We start from the raw sequence: 17525 nt of genomic DNA, 5'->3' as shown, positions 1-17525 counted from the left end.
CTACGACAAGCGCGCCTACGTCTTCCTCGGCACCGTCACCCTGGCCGCCCTGGTCATCTGGCTCCGGACCTGATCTAAGAAACAGCTCCTAGCCCCCGCGCCCAAAACACCAACCCCCAACCACAACCAGCCCCCGAACAACCACCTCCAACCGCACCGCCCCTCAACCCACGCTTGGGGGAGCGCGCCCATCAACCGCCTATATCCAGACCCCGACCACGCCCCTCGGCCAAGCATCCACTCCCGGCCAAGCATCCATCAGTGGGGCGAGCATCCCCCCTTGGCCGAGCATCCACTCCCGGCCAGGCATCCCTCCCCGCTGAGCGTCCGCCTCCCGCCAGGCAGGCATTCGCAGGCCCCCGGACTCAAGCCCTGTCACAGAGGCGATCCACCCCGCGCCGCCGTCACTCCCGCACCGACGCCCTCAGCGAACCGCCCCACCCGACTCCCGCATACTTCCGCCTCCGTCGTCCCCTGTGCCGTCGTCCCCTGTGCCGTCGTCCCCTGTGCCGTCGTCCCCTGTGCCGTCGTCCCCTGTGCCGTCGTCCCCTGTGCCGTCGTCTTACACCCCATCCATGGCGCCTCCGACGAACGTCCCCTTCCCCGCCACCGTGTGCACGAGCTGCCGCCGACGCAGCTCCCGCACCACGTTCCGGACGGTTGACCGCGCCACGTCGAACTCGGCCTCCATGGCCAGCTCGCTCATCACCGCCTCGCCGGCCAGCAGCTCACCTCTCAGAATCTGGCCCTCGATCATCTCGGCAATCTGCACATAGATCGGCACAGGGCCGTCTCGGTCGAGCATGCTCATACCTTAGACGTCTGGATACAAGCAGATGAGTGAATCTCAATCCTGGGGCCACGACTCTTCCGGCGACACGTAACTCCCACGCTGCGGCACGGTGTAGATCCACCCTTGCTCCCGCAACAACGCCATGGCCCGCCGCACCGTCTCCCGCGCCACGTCGTACTGCTGCACCAACGCTGTCTCACCCGGGATCGCCCGCTTGGGCTGGAAGTGCCCCGCCCTGATCTGCTTGGCCATATCGGAAGCGATCTGCCGATAGAGCGGCACTTTCCGCTGCTTACGCGGTGCTTCATCAGGCGCGCCGACGAAGGTTCCCTCGCCCTGGACCGTGTAGATGAGCCCTTCCTCGCGCAACACGTGGATGGCCCGGCGGGCCGTCGTCCGGGCGACCCCGAACTCGTGCTGAATGTCGGCCTCGCTCGGCACGGGATGCCCAGACGCGAGCCCCTCGACCCGCTGTCGAAGGATCTCCGCGATCTGTACGTAGATGTGGGTGTCGCCGTCGTAGTCCAGCACACCGGCAACATAGACGAAGGTGTACGAGCCCTCCCATATCCTCCTGCCTGTTCAGACAGAGTCATCTTTCCGAATAGACGAGCGGATACAACCAGACGTATTCTCCGATCATGGCCGTACTCTCCCTGGAATACGAACCTTGCATCGGCATCCACCTCCCCGAACCCCGCCCAGGCCGCACAGCCATCCGCTGGTATCCCACCCGCTCCCCCTACGAACGCGTACGGGTCCGGGCATACACCTGTCACTGCGCGCCCATGATCTACGAGCTCTGCCAAATCGGAGGGCAGCGCTTCATCCGCCGAGCCCGCAAGAACGGCAGCATCCCGATCCTGGAGGAGACCTTCCGGGGCTCCGCCCTCAGAGCCCAGCTGCTCTGGGACTGTCTGCTGGCCGGCAACGCCCGATAGCCCGGGCACCTACCAGACCAGCACTCACCTTCGGCTCATCCTCTAGGCCGTAGAGAAACCCCCGCCCCCTGAGCCGCTACCTGCAACAGCACGAACCCCGCGTTGTTCGCCCACCTGAGGCAACCTATCGGGAGAGCCTGACAAAACCAGCCCTCCCGCTCGAACGCACCCCCTAAAGCTCCCTGTGCCGCTCAAGCGCGGCTCTGCAGCCCTGCGTAGGCCCCGCGGACCTATTTGTCTCGCGACGCGAACACTGTCTACTTACGTGCGGTCGTCTGAGTGGCCGGCAGCGCCGGCCAACGACGATGGCGGCACCTCTACAAGCTTGCAGTTGCACACCAGGGCTTGCCGAGACCCTTTGCCCCTTGAAGATATTCATGCGCCATCCTGGGCAGCGTTCAACGGCCCGGTCGCTGTACTGCAATTCGCCAACGAGCTGTCACTCAAGCCCGATATTCCCGACTAAGAGGGACACGTTGGCATTCCGCCCGAAGCCAGGCCGAGAAGAGAGAAGTAGGAGCCACAGTTCCAAAACGTCTTTGCACGCCATCTCGAAGACGGCACACTGTTCCTCGCGGCCATCACGTTGGCTCCTTCGTTCTCGGACAAGGCCCTAGAAGGAGTACGGGATGGCCGTCACCATTTCCCGACGCCTCTCCTGGCCGATCCGGTCCAAGCGAGCTCTGAAGACGACCTTCAGCATCATCGCCATCAAATGTTGGAGCAGTCGAGCGACCCCAACAAAGAGCCCCCGACCCAGACCGGGGGCTCAAGGCCGCTCAGGCATCATCTTTCGCCAACAGGCGATCCAGTCTGAGTCCGAGATCATCGAGCTGGAACCGTAGCCCCTCAAGCATCGTCAACGTCTCCGCCAGGCTGGCCCTGCAGCTCTCGTCGAACCGTTCGCGAAGGCGCGCGATCTCGAAGTTGAGGATCTCAAAGTCCCGACCGACCCCTGAGCGAACCTCGACGATCTCCGCCCTTGCCGTAGCCAGCCCTGCCAACACCGCATCACGCTCACCCGTGCACGAGCGAGCCTCCAGCGCCTGCAGACGGAGTTGTAGATCGAGGATCTCCACCTCAACGTTCACGTACCCCTACCCCTTACCAGTGGACGACGAGGGAGCCCACCTGCAGCGGTTGACCCCCACTTGCTGCGAGCACATATTGGCAAGACGTCCCGGCCTGAAGCGATCCCCGACAAGCGCCCCGGAGTGGTTTTCTTCCTCCATCCACCCACGCTTTTTCGGTGAACGTCCCCCTTCGCCCGCCTTGTCGGGGGAAATAAGACCACCTAGATAAGGTGAATCAATCTACCTTCGCCCCCGGCAAAGGGCCGCAGTCAGGCCCGAGCGCTTAAATGAGCAGCCAGATCGATGGTCCGCCATCGTTCAGCCTCGCTAGCCCGCCTGTGGAAGCACGCAGAAGTGCGGACGGAGCACCGTCATGTCCTGCCATTGCCTGGCATATAGTTGGATATGAGATAGCAGCCTCCCGAAACAGGGGCCACAGAATTGGCTAAATGCGTGGGCATCACACCCTGCTGACTGGCCCACCTCCCGACGTACAGGCGAGCCGTTGATAACAAGCGACCGCAGCAAGCGGAAGCTGGGTCTCGCCCCGACTGCTACACACAACATTCGTGATCACTATGTTGCGCACAGAGTGACCGTCGACCACGACGTCACGAGACTTCCCGTCACCTCGTCGAGTGCGGCCCCCCGTGCCGCTCGGCGCCCAAAGCCACGACCGAGGCGCCCAGGCCGCCACCGCACTCGACGCGCCTCTTGTCCGCATTGGCGCGACCTGTCAGCAACTGAACAAGCTCGCTCACCGACACCAGTGACCCCCGAGCGGAGGTAGGCGATGATCGACCGGACGCTTGATGCTTGCCCGTGGGCCCAATGGATCCCACGGGAAGCACCTCGCCGAGTCTCCCACCGCCCCTTGATCACGCAGCCGAGCAAGTCGGGACGGCAGGCACCCTCCCCAGACAACCAACAGGCGCCTGCCGGCACCAACGCCCTCACGTCACCCCTTGCGTTTCCCCATCTTGATCACCTCGGTCAGCCGGAGTTCCAAGCTCGCCAACACCGGATCTCTCCGCGGTACCGATCCGGACCCCGCCTCGCGAGCAGCCCCAGCCGACGGCCCGATGTCGTAAGTCACGACAGCGCCAGGATGCACCACAACATCCCCGTTCAGGTGCCTGCCGATGCCTTGCGCGGCCTGCACATCCCTGAGCAGACACCCCCAGGTCCCATCCGCCGCCCAGCGGCGCTGCCGTTTGTAGACCGTGATCCAGCATCCGAACCGATCCGGGAGGCTGCGCCAAGGCGACCCGGTTCGCGCCTGGTACAGCACCCCGTTGATCAGCCTTCGCTGGTCTCCGTGCCGCCGGCGTCCAACGTCGCCGTCAGGCAGCAACGGCACCAGCCGTTCCCACTCCGCATTCGTCAGGTCCGTATGGCGCATTGATCCCTATCCTCGGCTGCTTTCTGCTCTCACCCTCGTCACCAGGACAATAAGGACGGCCATCGCAAGCTCCTTCGAATAGCAACGATTCAAGGGGTGAAGGAGGCTTGCAATGGCCGCAGGAACCAGTGTGCCTTCTCCGTCATGGCCGGCGCAGCAGATCGGCAAGGATTGGCCAAAATTCTCGAGCACCTGTGACGAGGACGTCGGCCATCAACGACTTTCCTCATGACTACCGTCTTGCGCTCAACAGTAACCTGTAACCCGAACAGTCACCATTTTAGAGATGATGGACAATCCGGCCCATGTCCTTTGAGTAGCCAAGCGAGCCTCGGACATGCGATCTGTCCCGGCGCCACCCGTCAGGCTTCCTTGGCGGATGGACGGACGGACGGGTGCAGGCTTCCGTGTGCTGCCAGCGATCGAAGGATTCAGGAGCCGCGGTCCGTTCTTGCCGGCGACCTCTCTCCACGAAATCTATTCGCAAGAAGGGAGAACGTGGTCCCGTGCTCTCCCGGATGTGCGGGACCACGTCTGGATGAGTGTGTTGGCCGACCGACGTCCATTACGGCCTCAACTCGCGCCATTAGGCTCTCATGGGCGCCTCATCCGTTTCTCCTGTTCGATGCTTCCTGAGGAAGGGGCTTTTGGGCGCCACACGTTAATACGTCCGCCGAGGTTCTGGATGAAATGATTCACATGGAGATCCGCCTCCAAGCCGCATCCGTGATGATGAGATGGTCGAGGAGACGCAGCCCCACTGTCCGGGCGGCTTCGGCGAGGCGGGCCGTGACTTCCAGATCGGCCTCGCTGGGATCGAGAGAGCCTCCAGGGTGATTATGGGCGACGCCGAACATGGCGCCACCGGTGGTGAGCACAAGGGAGATCGTCTCCCGCACGGGCATCGTCGTGTGATCGGCGCCACCCTCTGTCAGCACCGAACGTTTCAGCACACCACCGCGCGTATCGCACACCACCACGACGAAGCGTTCATGCCCGAGGCCACGCAGTAAGGGGGCGCAGACCTTCGCCAGGTCGGATGTGCTGGCGATGCGCATCCGCGCAGGTTCCGACGCCGCACGCCGTACGAGATGAAAGGCAGCCGCTACGCGCGCGGCTTTGGCCGGCCCTATGCCTCGCAGTCTGAGCAGCCGGTGCGGATCAGCGCGCCCGAGCGCATCGAGATCGCCGCAGTGTTCGATGACTTGACTGGCCAGTTCCAGCGCGCTCGCCCCGCGGAAGCCGGAGCCGAGCAGAACGGCCAGCAACTCCCGGTCGGCAAGCGCCGCCGCGCCGCTCGACATGAGCCTTTCTCGCGGCCGATCGCGCTCGCGCAGATCTTTGACTCGCATTCGCAACCTCCGCACCCGTTCTATCAACGAGGGCCGACAATCTCGGGCTCTGATATCCAGGCCGATAAGGACGCAGTGGGCGGATATATCCCGCTTGAGCTACATTGATCGAAACCGCGATCCATGAATGCGAAGAATGACCGTCTTCGCAATGCCGTGACGCGCATCAAACCAGCAAGCGAGTGATCTTGCGCGGCATGATGAGAGAGCTGTTCTCCAGCCACCGCATGGTCGCCAGCTGGAACGCGCGGCTGGCCAGCGTCGATGCTGGGACCGTTGGCGCCGGTGGGTGCTCTAGGCGCTCGACCGGGGCGCCCGGCAGCGACACTTACGATCTATCGCTTGCTCTCGACCGCTCGTGTTCGCCCGAAAAAGTGACAGAATGCTCGGACATTAGAATCTATGCAGAAGAAATCGATCCGGTATCCGGACTTCTGTCACCCAAGCCCGTGGTTCCAGGGACTGTATTGATGGCTTCGTTGAAGACGCGCTAGCCGAAGCGGTGATTATCGCGCTAATTCCGATACGAGGCATTGAGCCTCATTGGCGTCGATTCGGAGATCCCGCCGAGCACGAGCCATACCAACCACCCCGAGGCTTCATCGCGGCATGTTTGCGACCCATGCTTTCGACAGTTGAGGCGTATCGTCGCCTCGAGTCGTGCTTCGGCAGCCCAATGTCGTTGACCGCCTCCTAGCGGTCATCGAGGCCATCACATCGTCGGCCAGGAAGACGACGCAGTTGCGGATACGCCTCACTCGACGCGGCGGAACGGCGCTCCTGGCCGTCAGCTCGTCCAGCTCACATCCGGGCTTTCAGCACGTCGACCTCGCAGCCTGGCGCAAACGGGTCGAAGCCGTGCTCGATCAACCATCTGATCGCCAGCAAGCTTCGCGAGGACCACCACCCGCGGATCACGTCGAGGTCGACATCGGCCCCGTAACCGGCGATCAGGTCGCCCAGGCGGTCCTCATGTCCGAGCGTCAAGATGGCGAGGTCGAACAGCGCATCGCCCTGGCCCGCCTCGGACCAGTCGATCACGCCGGTGACCTCGTCGCCTTCGACGAACACGTGCGTGATCTGAAGATCGCCGTGCGCGAACACCGGTTTCCACGGCCGGAGCGCAGCCGCGGCAACCTCGCGATTGCGCGTGACCAGATCTGTCGAAAGGACGCCATTTGTGACGAGCCACTCGCATTCGGCGTCGAGACGCGATGTGACCGCGTCCAAGCTCTGACCAGGCCATGGTGGCAGGGGCGCGTCGTGCAGCATCCGCACGGCGGCCCCCACTGCGGCCCATGCCGCCGGCGACGCGACGGACGGCTCGCCCAGGCGACCGAGTGCCGTCCCTCGAACAGCGGCGAGCGCGAGTACGGGCGGTTTGCGCCACAGAACCTCCGGCGTCGGGATCGGCGCCATGGCCATGGCTTCGACCTCGACGTCAGTGCGCGTCTGGTCGGCGTCGATCTTCAGAAACACGTCCCCGGCACGCAGGGTCGCGCGCTCCTTATGCGCGACGACGACCTCGATCTGCTCCACGTCGGCCATTATCGCGACGATGACCACCGACGTCGCCAGGTTATTCGGGTGCGCCTGCGCGGCTGATCGCGTCCCACTGCCCGGGGCTGTGCAGGACACCGACCACTGACGGCTCAAGCAGTGAGGCGTTCCTCGCCCGCAGGCGCGGGCCGCCGTCAACGACGGATCGCCGGACTTGATCTACGAACAGTGAGCCTGTGCAGTGGCGCGGAGGCCCGTCACCAATGCTGATCACAAGCAGGCGAGACTCATAATTCGCGGCTCAGGTTGCAGCGGGCTCTTGACGTGGTCTGATGCGATCCTCACGCCAAAGCCGGAGGTGATTCGCGGCCAGATGAGGGTTCGTTGTGAGGCGACCGAGTACCTGAACATCGAAGCCTCATGGCGCGTAGTCCCCATGTGGGGCTCCGCGAAGGCGATGGGGCAGGGCGAGTCTTACCGCGCCCTGCGGCCGATTAGTAGGCGGATGGCGATCCGGCCTGCGGTCCTTCGGGTCCTTGAGGTGTCGCTTCCCAGGGGGCCTTTGTGTCGGTACGTGAGGCTCCAGGCGGCGAGGTGCGGCGCCACCCGGAGCCCTGAACCGGTCAGACGGGCATGCTGTACATCACTCTGAAGCGATCGCCCGGGATGACGATGTCGCTGGTTTCGACAGGACGTTCGCCGGCCCAGTGCGTACGTTCGACATGCAGAACGTGAACCCCTGCCGCCAGATCGAGCGCATCGCTCTCGGCCGGTTGGGGCACCCGGGTGTGGATGCTCTCGACGACCTCGGTGATCTTTATGCCATGCGCGTACATTCTCGCGACCAAGCTACGGCGTTCCTCCTCAGTGTGGGCGACGAACGCCATCGGCTCGTAGGCGGTGACAAGTTGGATCGGCTTGCCGTCGCCGCGAAAGACGTAGTGCGTTCTGGTCAGCGTGGAATGTTCGTCGATGCGTAGACGTCTGGCGATGTCGGGGCTGGCGTCGGCCGGTTCGCTGTGCCAATCCCACGTCACCCGCCTGCCTTGGGACTGCAGGTCGGACGCGAACGGCGCGGGGTGGTCCAGGAAGCGCCATCGATGCAAGGGGGTCAAATTTGGACGATCCCTGACGTAATGGCCTGAACCAACACGGCCGATGATGAGACCCTCGCCCGCAAGGACGCGTAGAGCGTGACGGGCAGCGGTCTCACCGACCTGATACTTACGGGTCAGTTGCGCCCGTGAGGGAATGGGCGCGCCTGGGGGGAGGGTGCCGTCGAGGATCTGCCGCCGGATGTCTTCGACGACACGCAGGTAGACCGGATCTGAGGTGGCCACTAGTCCATCCCTGGGGGGTTCGTGTGAGGCGTTGCCCCATGTTGCCGTATTCGACAGGTAACCGACCGTCATCGATGACTGCTGGAGCCCCAACTTTGCGATGGCGCAAAATTATCGGAGAAACCCTGTAACGCTGATGTAAGGGACACCGATTCTCCGGTAGAGGTCGTCGATGTGTGTACCCCCGAGCACATATCGGCGGCCTCTTCCAATGCGTGCCCTCAGGTGCGGCCGTCGAGGCGTGCTTGCGCAGCTCATTCAGTACGTTGAGCTCCGCTTCCTGTCTTTTCCTGGCATGTCCCACCCAACTTGCCGGATGGACGGCGGGGGACGCGCAACAGCGGAGCGCTGAGCGTTGGAGTGCCTCTCTGGATTGATGCCTGGTGAGAGCGGCGGGATTTCGCCGCATACCCCTGGGCTGTGGTCGGCTCAGGAAGAGTGGTCTTCTGGTATCCCGAAGAAGTGGCCGTGTCGTAGAGGGCCACCTTCTCCCTAGGTTGTGAGCTCCGCCTTCGTCTTGGTTGTCGGCCCGGTCCATTCCTTGGCTTGGCTGTCTGAGGCCGTGCCTGTAAGGAGACCACGTGATCAGCATTGGCAGGCTCATGCCGTCCGACCGGGATGCGTGGGAGAGCTTGTTCCGGGCGTACATCGACTTTTACCAGAGAGTCGAACCCGACGAGATGTATGGACGGGCCTGGCAGGAGTTCCAGGCAGACACTCGGATGCACGCCTTCGGCGCGAGACTGGACGGGCGGCTCGTCGGCATCACCCACTTCCTGGTCCATGCCAGCACCTCGGCCCCTGACGCCGACGTCTGCTACCTCCAGGATCTGTTCACCGCTCCCGATGTCCGAGGCAAGGGAGTGGGACGCAAACTGATCGAGGCTGTTGCGGACTGGGCTCGGGATGGCGGCTGCTCCCGTGTCTACTGGAACACCCACGAATCCAACAGCACCGCGCGCCGCCTCTATGACAAGGTGGCCGAGAACAGAGGTTTCATCAGGTACCAGATCGAACTGTCCCGGTAGGGGGCGCCGGGTGGTGGCTGATCTTCGTTCTTCGGCCCCGCCCAGGGCAAGGTGGGCGTGGGCGGATATGATGGGGACTCGGCTGCCGGCGAGGTGATCGCGAGCGAAGTAGATCGGGTTACCCCATGCGGTCGTCCCTGTCACCTTGCTCCTCCAAATGCCTGCGAATGAGGGCAAATGGCTCCGTCGGGCAGGCAAAGCGGGGTGGCGACGTCCAACGTTTTTCCGAATCCAGGTAGCGTTCGCACTATGGCATCGCCAACTGGAACCGCCGAAGCGCCCTTCGGTCGCATGCTGACCGCGATGGTCACGCCGTTCACCTCTGACGGCGACGTCGACTACGAAGGCGTACGACGCCTGGCCACCTACCTGGTGGACGAGCAGCGCAACGACGGCCTGATCGTCAATGGGACGACAGGCGAGTCGCCCACCACCTCGGACGATGAGAAGCGACGGATCGTCAGCGCCGTCCTGGAGGCCGTTGGCGACCGCGCCGCCGTAGTGGCGGGGGTGGGCACGAATGACACGCGCCACACCGTCAAGCTCGCGAAGCAGGCAGCGGAGGTAGGCGCCCACGGGCTGCTGGTGGTGACTCCCTACTACAGCAAGCCCCCGCAGGAGGGGCTCTATCAGCACTTCACCCTCGTGGCCGACGCCACCGAGCTCCCGGTGATGCTCTACGACATCCCTGGGCGCAGCGGCGTGCCGATCAAGACCGAGACGTTGATCCGCCTGGCGCAGCACGACCGCATCGTGGCCGTGAAGGACGCAAAGGGCGATCTGTTCGCCGCCAGCCAGGTCATGACGGCGACCGATCTCGTCTTCTACTCCGGCGACGACCTGCTCAATCTCGCCTGGCTGTCCCTCGGCGCCGCAGGGTTCGTCAGCGTCGTCGGACATGTCGTGGGCTCCGAACTGGCTCGCATGATCGAGTTGCACAGGAGCGGTGACGTGAAGCAAGCGCTGGAGGTACACGGCCAGGTGGCCCCTGTAGTAGACGGGATCATGCTGAAGGCCGGTGGCGCGATCATGGCAAAGGCGGCGCTGAGCTTGGTGGGTGTGCCGGTGGGACCGGTACGTCTGCCGCTCGTGGCCGCGACAGAGAAGCAAATCGCCGAGCTGCGTGCTTGCCTGGTGGCCGGCGGGGTGAAGTTGACAGACGCATAGGAACGGGGAGGAACCGGGAGTTTTGAGAACACGATTTGACCATGGGGGCCGGGCATGAGCCATCCGCATCCTGAGCTTGGCCCCCCGCCGGAGCTGCCTTACGGTGGCCTGCGCATCGTCGCGCTCGGCGGGTTGGGGGAGATCGGCCGGAACATGGCCGTCTTCGAATACGACGGCCGGCTGCTGATCGTCGACTGCGGGGTGCTGTTCCCCGAGCCCGATCAGCCGGGCGTCGATCTGATCCTGCCCGACTTCGAATACATCAGGGACAGGCTCGACGACATCGAAGCCGTCGTACTGACCCACGCCCACGAGGACCACATCGGGGCGGTGCCTTACCTTCTGCGCGAGCGGCGCAACATTCCGCTCATCGGATCCAGACTCACCTTGGCCCTGATCGAGGCCAAGCTGACGGAACACCGGATCCAGCCGACCAAGGTCGAGGTCGTCGAGGGCGAACGGCACATCTTCGGGCCCTTCGACTGCGAGTTCCTCGCGGTGAACCACTCGATCCCCGACGCGCTGGCCGTGGCGATCAGGACGCCCGCCGGCATCGTCCTGCACACCGGCGACTTCCGCATGGACCAGTTGCCGAGCGACGGCCGGCTCACCGACCTCGGCGGCTTCGCCAGGCTCGGCACCGAGGGCGTCGACCTGCTGATGTCGGACTCCACCAACGCCGAGGTGCCGGGCTTCGTCACCAGCGAGCGGGAGATCGGGCCGGTCATCGACGAGGTGATCCGCACCTCCGAGCAGCGCGTGATCGTGGCGAGCTTCGCCTCGCACGTGCACCGCATCCAGCAGGTGATGGATGCCGCGGCCAGGCACGGCCGCAAGGTGGCCCTGGTGGGCCGGTCGATGGTCCGGAACATGGGGGTGGCCCGTGATCTGGGCTACCTCAAGGTTCCGCCGGAGTTGATCGTCGACTCGCGCGACATCGAGCAGTGGCCGCCGGAGGATGTGGTGCTCGTCTGCACCGGATCGCAGGGCGAGCCCATGGCGGCGCTGTCGCGGATGGCCAATCGCGATCATCCGATCCGCATCGCCGAGGGTGACACCGTGTTGCTGGCGTCGTCGCTGGTGCCGGGGAACGAGACCGCGGTCAACAAGGTGATCAATGGGCTCACCAGGTGGGGCGCTCGTGTCGTGCACAAGGGCAACGCGAAGGTGCACGTCTCCGGTCACGCGGCTGCGGGCGAGCTGCTCTATGTCCTCAACCTGACTCGCCCCTCGAACTTCATGCCGGTTCACGGCGAATGGCGGCACCTGCGGGCGCACGCCAAGCTCGCCGCGCTCACCGGCGTTCCCGACGACCACATCGTGATCGCCGAGGACGGCGTCGTGGTGGACCTGGTCGACGGCAGAGCGAAGATCGTGGGAGCGGTTCACGCCGGGTACGTCTATGTCGACGGCACCTCGGTGGGCGAGATCACCGACACCTCGCTGAAGGACCGTAGGATTCTCGGCGACGAGGGGTTCATCTCGGTGGTCGTCGTGGTCGACTCCGCCACCGGCAAGCTCACCGCCGGCCCCGAGATCCACGCACGAGGCTCCGGCATTGATCCGGCGCAGTTCGAGGAGTTCATTCCGCAGATCGAAAGAGCTCTTCAGGACAAGGCCGCGGACGGCGTGGTCGACATGCAGGAGATCCGCCGGGTCGTGCGCCGCACGGTCGGCCGTTGGGTCAGCGACACTTACCGTCGCCGACCCATGATCATTCCCGTTGTGCTCGAAGTCTGAGCCACTGAGCGGTACGGCAGGCACCTGAGCCTGCCGTACCCGCAGTTGTGGAACGAGACGGCAGAGGGTGCATCGCAACAAGGTCCATGGAGCGGGCATTTCAAGCGTCCCTCCTGCGTATGAGCCAGATGGCGGCCAGCAGGGGAAGAACCGCGTACAACACCAGCACGGTGGCGGCCAGAGGCGGAGACAGAAGTGACCCGTACACCGACGTGGTGATGATGTCGCCGGTGATCTCGCGGGGAAGTGCACCGATCATGATCGAGCCCAGCCGTTCACTCCAGGGCTCTGGGATGTTGCCCACGATTATCGGAATGACGTAGACCAGACCCACCAACAAGGCGATCGCACCGGTGGCGGAACGCAGAAGCGCGCCCAATCCCAAGCCGAGCAGCGCGAACACGACCACTGTGGAACTGGTGACGAGCAGGAACGGAAGCTTGTCCGCGAACGAGGTCAGATATGCGCCGGAGAATCGGTCGCCAAGCACCCAACGCGAGACGAAATACGTCCCGAACACCGCTATCGGGCCAATGACCAGACTCAATACGCCGACCACGGCGGTCTTAGCAGCGAGAAGCGGCCATCTACGGGGGACGACCGTCAGACTCGTCCTGATCAAGCCGGTGGCGTACTCAGATGTGACGGCCAATGTGCCCAGGACGCCCATGCAAAGCTGCGGGACGATCACCAGAACCTCCTCCAGATCCGCTATCCGGGCGGTCGGACGCTGCTCCACGGGGGCGTCGTCGTACATGCCGGCTGCCATGGAGGCCAAGGCAAGGCCCAGAAGGATCGTGCCGAGACTGATGCCGACGATGAGATAGGAAGAGCGGACCGAACGGACCTTCAGCCACTCCGAGGCGAGAACACTCATACGTCCCTCCGCTTGAGCGAGATGAAACCGGCAACGAGCATGATTACCGGATATGCCAGGAGGACCAGCAGCGCGGCCCAAGGCGGAAGAAGGCCGTCACCAAGTCGGGACGACAGGCGATCGCCGACCAGTTGGGGAACCAGGTTCGGCAGCAGCAGTGACGCGGCACGAGTGTTCCACGGCGCAGGTAGGTAAACGACGACACCGGGCAGGACGAACAGCAAGGCCACGACCGAGATGAGCGCGCCAGCCGTCGACCGCGTGGCCATGCCCAGGCCGAGCCCCACCAGAGCCAGCGCAATCACCGAGATCGCCGCGGCCAAGAGCATCGGCACGTCGTCGGCCAGCGAAGTCTCGTTGAAGCCCAGCCGGTGGTCGCGGGCGATCAGACGGCTCGCCGAATAGGTGACCAGAAGGATGACGTGAGCCGCTGTCAACGTGGCCAGACCGACGACGACGGCCTTGGCCAGAAATAAGGTGCTGCGCCGCGGGACGACGGTAAGACTGGTGCGAATCATCCCTGTCGCGTATTCGGCCGTGACCGCCAGCACGCCGAGCACGGTGAGGCTCATCTGAAGGAGGGGCAGGAATGCTTGTTCCGGTGCGGCTGCCTGCAGCGTCCCTCGATCTTCGGCGAGGTCGCTGACGTAGAGTGTCCAGACCGCGCCCAGCACCGCCATGAGAGCCGCCGCGCTCATTACGTGCCAGGTGGAAGTCACTGACCGGAGCTTCAGCCATTCGGCCAGCATGGCCGCCCTCATCTCGCTGCTCCGAACTGGACGCTGCTCGCCGTCAGAGCCATGTAGGCGTCCTCCAGCGAGGGATAGCGTGCGGTCAGCTCGTTGACCGTGGAGTGCGCGACCAGCCGCCCCCGGCCCAGGATCACGATGCGTTCAGCGGTCACCGCCATCTCGCTCATCAAGTGACTGGAGAGCAGAACGGTCCTGCCCTCGGCAGCCAGTGACCGCATCAGGTCGCGGATCCAGCGCACCCCGTCGGGATCGAGGCCGTTGACGGGCTCGTCGAACAGCAGCACACCAGGATCGCCGAGCAGCGCAGCGGCAATGCCGAGTCGCTGCTTCATACCGAGGGAGAAGCCGGCCACGCGTTTTCGTGCCACACTCGTCAATCCGACCAGCTCAAGCACCTCGGCCACGCGTGTGGCGCCGATGCCGTTGGTGGCGGCCAGGCAGAGCAGATGGTTGAAGGCGCTGCGCCCGCCATGGACCGCACTCGCGTCGAGCAGCGCCCCCACCTCGAACATGGGCCTGCGCAAGGAGGTGTATCGTCGGCCCCCGATCAGAGCTTGGCCGGAGGTCGGCGCGTCCAGGCCAAGAATCAGGCGGAGCGTGGTGGATTTGCCGGCGCCGTTGGGGCCGAGGAAACCCGTCACATGGCCCGGCTCGACCTTGAAAGACAGATCATTCACGGCGACCGTGTCGTCGTAGCGCTTGGTGAGGTGCTGAAGTTCGATCACGCTGAAGAAGATGCGGCATGCCGGGCCGGCGGCGCATCAGACCACGGTTCGAACTTGAAGGTCAGACCCTGGGCTGACGTGCTCGGCCCGGCGAGAGGCTACCGTTCAACGCGTGAACGAGAACCATCCCTTCTTCGCCAGGCGTTGGAGCCGCGGTCAGCTGATCGTGCTCGATCTGGCTGCGGGGCTGGGGTTTGCGTTCGTGTTCGTCACAGCAGCGGTCACCGCGCCTGGGATGCCGCCGTGGTTGAAGATAGCCCTCCCGTGCGGGCTGGGCCTGCCTTTGGCGGTACGAAGGCTGTGGCCTGTGCCCGTCTTCTGCTTCACCCTGACGCTCGCCGTCTTCGCAGTCGCAGTTGACGTGGTGGGGTACGCCTGCATCGCACCGGCTTATGCGATCTATATCGTGGCGATGTCCGACAGGTTCGGGGCCGTGCTGCCGTCCTCGGCCATCGGTGTGGTCAGCATGATCAGTGTCTTCGGGCTGGTGGTCGCAGGCGGCGCGCCGCGCGGGGGCACGCCAGCTTGGCTGGTGCACATCGATCAACCCCTGGTCGGCATCGCGGCGCTCGGCGGAGCGTGGACCATCGGTCGGGCTGTCCGGGAACGCAGGTTGTACGCCGCTCGTGAGGCCGAGCGAATGGCCGAGCATGCAGTGACACAGGAACGGTTACGCATCGCGCGGGAACTGCACGACGTCGTGACCCACAGCGTGGGATTGATCGCGGTCAAGGCAGGCGTGGCCAATCATGTGCTGGCGAACAGGCCTGAAGAAGCACACGACGCCTTGCGTGTGATCGAGACCGCCAGCCGGAGTGCTCTGGTGGAGATGCGCCATCTTCTAGGCATGCTCCGTTCGACCCAACTGCCAGATCTTGTTCCCGTTCCGGGTATCGCGGGCCTGGAGGGTTTGGTGGAGCAGGCCAGGCAAGCTGGGGTCGAGATCGAGCTTGATCTCCGGATCGGTGCAGATGAAGCCGGCCAGGAAAGCCCAGGTCTGCGGAGTCAGGCTGAAAGCACGCCACGGGGACGGCCAAGAACGGGGCTTGGCGAAGTAGGTGGGCCTCTTGATGGGGAACAGGCCACGCCGTGGACTGGTGACCGTGTGCCGGATGAAGGCTTGTTCGGAGGAGTCGTCGCCGCGAATGAAGAGGGGGAACGACGAGGCGGGGGTGCGGCGCAGGCAAGACGGTTGCCCGATGGCGTCGAGCTGTCCGTGTATCGCATCGTGCAGGAGGCGCTCACGAACGTGGTCAAGCATGCCTCACCGACTCGCTGTCAGGTCTCTGTCGTGACGGACGGGGGCGAGGTGCGGATCGAGGTGGTTGACGAGGGCCCAGGAAGACGGGTGTCGCCCGGGGACGGCTCCGGCCACGGACTGATCGGGATGCGGGAGCGGGTCATGATGTACGGCGGAGTCTTTGAAGCGGCGAGTCTCCCTCGACGAGGGTTTCGTGTCTTCGCGCGTCTGCCGTATCAGGAGGTGTCGTGATCAAGGTGGTCGTTGCTGACGATCAAGCTCTGCTCAGGGGGAGCTTCACGATGCTGGTCGACTCCGAGCCTGACATGACAGTGGTGGGCGAGGCGTCAACCGGTGCTGAAGCAGTGGCAGTCGTCTTGGAGCATCGACCCGATGTGGTGTTGATGGATGTTCGCATGCCGCACATGGATGGCATCGAGGCGACTCGGCGTATCGGGGATGTCTCTCGGGTTCTTGTGGTGACGATGTTCGACCTGGATGCGTATGTCTACGACGCGCTCCGGGCCGGTGCGAGTGGATTTCTCCTTAAGGACACGCCGCCTGCCGACCTGCTCGCTGCTGTTCGTGTGGTTGCGAGCGGCGAGGCTTTGCTGGCGCCAACGGTGACGCGACGCTTGATCGAGGAGTTCACGAAGACCCCTGTGGCGCAGCGGCCACAGGGGTTGGACAGGGTGACGGAGCGCGAGAGGGAAGTGCTGCTGTTGATCGCTCGTGGGCTGTCCAATGGGGAGATCGCTGATCACTTGCAGTTGAGCTTGGCCACCGTCAAGACACATATCGGCCGCTTGCTCGCGAAGTTGGATGCTCGTGACAGAGCGCAGTTGGTCATCGCGGCGTACGAGAGCGGGTTGGTTTCTGCAAGGCGGTGATGCAAGAGGGCCTGGATCGCCCAGTGCTCATTGCTTCTCTGGTCGTAGGGGGTCTTCACAAGAGGCGGATTTCGTAAGGCCGGGTCGAGACTTGGGGAAGCCGATCCGTGCGTATTGGGCGATCGTGCGTCGCCGGTCGTATGGAGGCGGTCCCAGGTATCAGCTGACGTCTTAGCGAAGGCGAAGAACGCACTCAACTGGCTCATCGGACACCTCGCCGACGCGCAGACCGGGACGCTGCCCCATGACCGGCTGGAGGAGACCGTCACCGAGCAGGGGCTTTATCGCTTCAGTCATTGAACGAGCTACACCTTGTCCGGTTCAGACACGGGAATTGCGGCGCCGTACGATCGCGTCGCTGATCTGCCGTGCCGCTTCCAGTTCGGGCGCCACCCAGCGCAGGCCGGTGTCTTCCGCCCCTGCCGGCTCGCGGATGACCTGCGGCAGCGGCTCCTCGTCCACGCCGGACCGCCACGTGGCCGGGTCGGGCCGCTCCGGCAGATGCCGGAACCGATCGTTCTGCACCTTATCGCTCACATTGAGAGATGACGGTCCAAACTTCCCCGAAGTTCCTTGCTGGCGCATGAACTTCGGCACACCCACGAGCCACGCGGGTCTGTCTAGATAACGGTGTATCTCGATCTTGATTAGTTATCGAGTGGTCGGGGTCAGGCGGCCTTCGAAGGTGATGGCGAAGGCGTTCAG

General features: G+C 64.2%; 16 protein-coding genes and 1 pseudogene. 6 read left to right on the top strand and 11 right to left on the bottom strand.

Features of this window, described 5'->3' with window-relative positions; all coding sequences use genetic code 11:
- Positions 1–562: 562 nt before the first annotated feature.
- Both ACFYUV_RS51345 and ACFYUV_RS51340 read right to left on the bottom strand, forming a co-directional pair.
- Positions 563–805, bottom strand: a complete 243-nt coding sequence (locus tag ACFYUV_RS51345) for a GntR family transcriptional regulator (protein ID WP_358298379.1) — start codon at positions 803–805, stop codon at positions 563–565.
- A gap of 42 nt (positions 806–847) precedes the next feature.
- On the bottom strand, positions 848–1324 hold the full coding sequence (locus tag ACFYUV_RS51340; protein WP_387683431.1) for a GntR family transcriptional regulator: 477 nt from the start codon (positions 1322–1324) through the stop codon (positions 848–850).
- A 110-nt stretch (positions 1325–1434) separates the two neighbouring features.
- Between ACFYUV_RS51340 and ACFYUV_RS51335 the strand changes: the two genes are divergently transcribed.
- Positions 1435–1734 (top strand): hypothetical protein, encoded by a 300-nt coding sequence (locus ACFYUV_RS51335; RefSeq protein WP_387683429.1) that lies wholly within the window; start codon positions 1435–1437, stop codon positions 1732–1734.
- A 779-nt stretch (positions 1735–2513) separates the two neighbouring features.
- Here ACFYUV_RS51335 and ACFYUV_RS51330 read toward each other — a convergent pair.
- The 5 genes from ACFYUV_RS51330 to ACFYUV_RS51310 form a co-directional block, all read right to left on the bottom strand.
- Positions 2514–2825 (bottom strand): hypothetical protein, encoded by a 312-nt coding sequence (locus ACFYUV_RS51330; RefSeq protein WP_387683427.1) that lies wholly within the window; start codon positions 2823–2825, stop codon positions 2514–2516.
- Between the two features lie 940 nt (positions 2826–3765).
- Positions 3766–4209, bottom strand: coding sequence for a transposase (locus ACFYUV_RS51325; protein WP_387683425.1), 444 nt, complete (start codon positions 4207–4209; stop codon positions 3766–3768).
- A 695-nt stretch (positions 4210–4904) separates the two neighbouring features.
- Positions 4905–5561: a RadC family protein gene (locus ACFYUV_RS51320; RefSeq protein WP_387683423.1), complete on the bottom strand. Its 657-nt coding sequence runs from the start codon at positions 5559–5561 to the stop codon at positions 4905–4907.
- Positions 5562–6362: 801 nt separating this feature from the next.
- Positions 6363–7109, bottom strand: a complete 747-nt coding sequence (locus ACFYUV_RS51315) for a phosphotransferase family protein (RefSeq protein WP_387683421.1) — start codon at positions 7107–7109, stop codon at positions 6363–6365.
- A gap of 575 nt (positions 7110–7684) precedes the next feature.
- Complete coding sequence (locus tag ACFYUV_RS51310; protein ID WP_352320788.1) at positions 7685–8401, bottom strand: GntR family transcriptional regulator; 717 nt, start codon at positions 8399–8401, stop codon at positions 7685–7687.
- A gap of 581 nt (positions 8402–8982) precedes the next feature.
- Here ACFYUV_RS51310 and ACFYUV_RS51305 point away from each other — a divergent pair.
- The 3 genes from ACFYUV_RS51305 to ACFYUV_RS51295 all read left to right on the top strand — a co-directional run bounded on the left by ACFYUV_RS51305 (position 8983) and on the right by ACFYUV_RS51295 (position 12336).
- Entirely contained in the window at positions 8983–9429 is a 447-nt protein-coding gene (locus tag ACFYUV_RS51305) for a GNAT family N-acetyltransferase (RefSeq protein WP_387683419.1), read from the top strand.
- A 249-nt stretch (positions 9430–9678) separates the two neighbouring features.
- Positions 9679–10596, top strand: coding sequence for a 4-hydroxy-tetrahydrodipicolinate synthase (gene dapA / locus ACFYUV_RS51300; RefSeq protein ID WP_387683417.1), 918 nt, complete (start codon positions 9679–9681; stop codon positions 10594–10596).
- Positions 10597–10650: 54 nt separating this feature from the next.
- Entirely contained in the window at positions 10651–12336 is a 1686-nt protein-coding gene (locus ACFYUV_RS51295) for a ribonuclease J (RefSeq protein WP_387683415.1), read from the top strand.
- 100 nt (positions 12337–12436) lie between these two features.
- Here the strand turns inward: ACFYUV_RS51295 and ACFYUV_RS51290 are convergent, their stop codons facing one another.
- The 3 genes and pseudogenes from ACFYUV_RS51290 to ACFYUV_RS51280 all read right to left on the bottom strand — a co-directional run.
- Entirely contained in the window at positions 12437–13213 is a 777-nt protein-coding gene (locus tag ACFYUV_RS51290; protein ID WP_387683413.1) for an ABC transporter permease subunit, read from the bottom strand.
- On the bottom strand, positions 13210–13962 hold the full coding sequence (locus tag ACFYUV_RS51285; RefSeq protein WP_387683411.1) for an ABC transporter permease subunit: 753 nt from the start codon (positions 13960–13962) through the stop codon (positions 13210–13212). Before ACFYUV_RS51285 ends, ACFYUV_RS51290 begins: the two co-directional genes overlap by 4 nt.
- A gap of 74 nt (positions 13963–14036) precedes the next feature.
- Positions 14037–14690, bottom strand: a pseudogene (locus ACFYUV_RS51280) (ABC transporter ATP-binding protein); the annotation flags it as partial.
- 112 nt (positions 14691–14802) lie between these two features.
- Here ACFYUV_RS51280 and ACFYUV_RS51275 point away from each other — a divergent pair.
- Positions 14803–16182 carry a sensor histidine kinase gene (locus ACFYUV_RS51275; RefSeq protein ID WP_387683409.1) on the top strand — a complete coding sequence of 460 codons (1380 nt, stop codon included), beginning with the start codon at positions 14803–14805 and terminating at the stop codon, positions 16180–16182.
- Entirely contained in the window at positions 16179–16820 is a 642-nt protein-coding gene (locus tag ACFYUV_RS51270; RefSeq protein WP_387683407.1) for a response regulator, read from the top strand. Before ACFYUV_RS51275 ends, ACFYUV_RS51270 begins: the two co-directional genes overlap by 4 nt.
- Before the next feature lie 321 nt (positions 16821–17141).
- Here the strand turns inward: ACFYUV_RS51270 and ACFYUV_RS51265 are convergent, their stop codons facing one another.
- Positions 17142–17357 (bottom strand): hypothetical protein, encoded by a 216-nt coding sequence (locus tag ACFYUV_RS51265; RefSeq protein WP_387683405.1) that lies wholly within the window; start codon positions 17355–17357, stop codon positions 17142–17144.
- Positions 17358–17525 lie beyond the last annotated feature (168 nt).

The sequence above is a fragment of the Nonomuraea sp. NPDC003560 genome (assembly GCF_042878785.1).
GTDB lineage: Bacteria > Actinomycetota > Actinomycetes > Streptosporangiales > Streptosporangiaceae > Nonomuraea.
This window is presented reverse-complemented; position numbering and strand designations above follow the sequence as displayed.